At 69.5% G+C, this 1,514-nt stretch carries 2 protein-coding genes; both read left to right on the top strand.

The features are described 5' to 3' along the window. The first annotated feature begins 168 nt into the window (after positions 1–168). Positions 169–741, top strand: a complete 573-nt coding sequence (locus tag HUK84_RS17840) for a hydrolase (protein WP_176641446.1) — start codon at positions 169–171, stop codon at positions 739–741. Between the two features lie 117 nt (positions 742–858). Next, positions 859–1,514 (top strand): AbrB family transcriptional regulator (locus HUK84_RS17835; protein WP_176641445.1); only part of this gene is annotated, 656 nt, incomplete at its 3' end.

Here is a 1,514-nt window from a genome sequence, read left to right as displayed (position 1 = left end):
CGGCCGGAGCCGGAGCTGGGGCCGGAGCTGGGGCCGGCCCCGACCTGGGGGCCGATCCAGGGGCATGCGCGGTGGGAGTTGATTTTTGCGAAGGCATCCTCAATTATCCGTTTTGCGAGGATTTCCTCGCCTATCATATTCCGATCAACCTGCCATGGACATACGCCAATGACCGTACTCGATCCGCGTCATACCGCCCTTGTTCTGATCGATCTACAGAACGGCATCGTCGGCATGGAGCTGGCCCCGCGCACCGGGCCGGCGGTGCTGGAGACCGGACGGCGCCTGGCCGAAACATTCCGCGCCGCCGGGGCGCCGGTGGTTCTGGTCCGTGTTTCGTTTTCCGCCGATGGGGGCGACCTGCCGCCGACCAACGTGGACGCGCCGCCCCGGATACCGCCGGGGGGCTTTCCGCCGGGATGGGACCAACTGGCCGAAGGGCTGGAGCAGCCGGGGGACATCGTCGTCACCAAACGCCAATGGGGCGCGTTCCACGGCACCGAGCTGGACCTGCAATTGCGCCGGCGCGGCGTCAGGACCATCGTTCTGGCCGGGATCTCGACCAATATCGGGGTCGAATCCACGCTGCGCCATGCCTGGGAACTGGGGTACGACGTCGTCGTGGCGCAAGACGGGTGCAGTGCCGGGGCCGCCGAGCAGCACGATTTCGCGCTGCGCCACATCTTTCCGCGCCTGTCGCGCGTGACCGATGCCGCGTCCATTACGCTGGCCCCCGTCTGACCCCAGTTTCCCGACCCTGGTTTCCCGATCCTGCTTTTCCGATCCTGCCCTGGGCTGTCCGCCATGACGCATCGTCCGCCGTTCTTCCCTGGTTCATACGCCGCTCGGCCGGCATGGATGCAGTGGACAATGCTGGGCGTGCTGACGGTGGCGGTGGTTTGTCCGCTGACGATGCTGCATCTGCCCGCGGCGCTGCTGATGGGAGCCATCGGCGCGGGGATCCTGCAGGCGCTGCTGGAGGGGTCGGTCCGCGTCGCCCCCCTGCCCTTCGCCCTGGCCCAGGGGATCGTGGGCTGCATGATCGGGCGCGGCCTGCGGCCGTCGATCCTGCATGAGGTGGCGCGGAACTGGCCGCTGTTCCTGGGCGGCGTCCTGTTCGCCATCGTGGCCGGCATCGTGCTGGGCTGGATGCTGATGCGCCTGCGGGTGCTGCCGGGCACGACCGCCCTGTGGGGGATCTCGCCCGGGGCGGCCACCGCTATGGTCCTGATGGCCGATGCGTTCGGCGCGGACAGCCGGCTGGTCGGCTTCATGCAATATATGCGCGTGCTGTGCGTCGCGCTGACGGCGTCGCTCGTGGCGCGATGGTGGGGGGTGGATATGGGGCACCGCCCGCCCGTGATCTGGTTTCCGCCGCTGCCGGTCCCGCAATTCGCCGTCACGCTGGGCCTGATCGGCGGCGGCGTGGTCCTGGCGCGCCGGCTGGCGGTGCCGGCCGGGGCGCTGCTGCTGCCGCTGGCCCTGGGGGTGGCGGCACAGGATGGCGGGGGGCT

The sequence above is a fragment of the Nguyenibacter vanlangensis genome (assembly GCF_013376155.1).
GTDB classification, from domain to species: Bacteria; Pseudomonadota; Alphaproteobacteria; order Acetobacterales; family Acetobacteraceae; genus Gluconacetobacter; species Gluconacetobacter vanlangensis.
The sequence above is the reverse complement of the archived record's forward strand: the minus strand, read 5'-3'. Positions and strand labels throughout refer to the sequence as shown.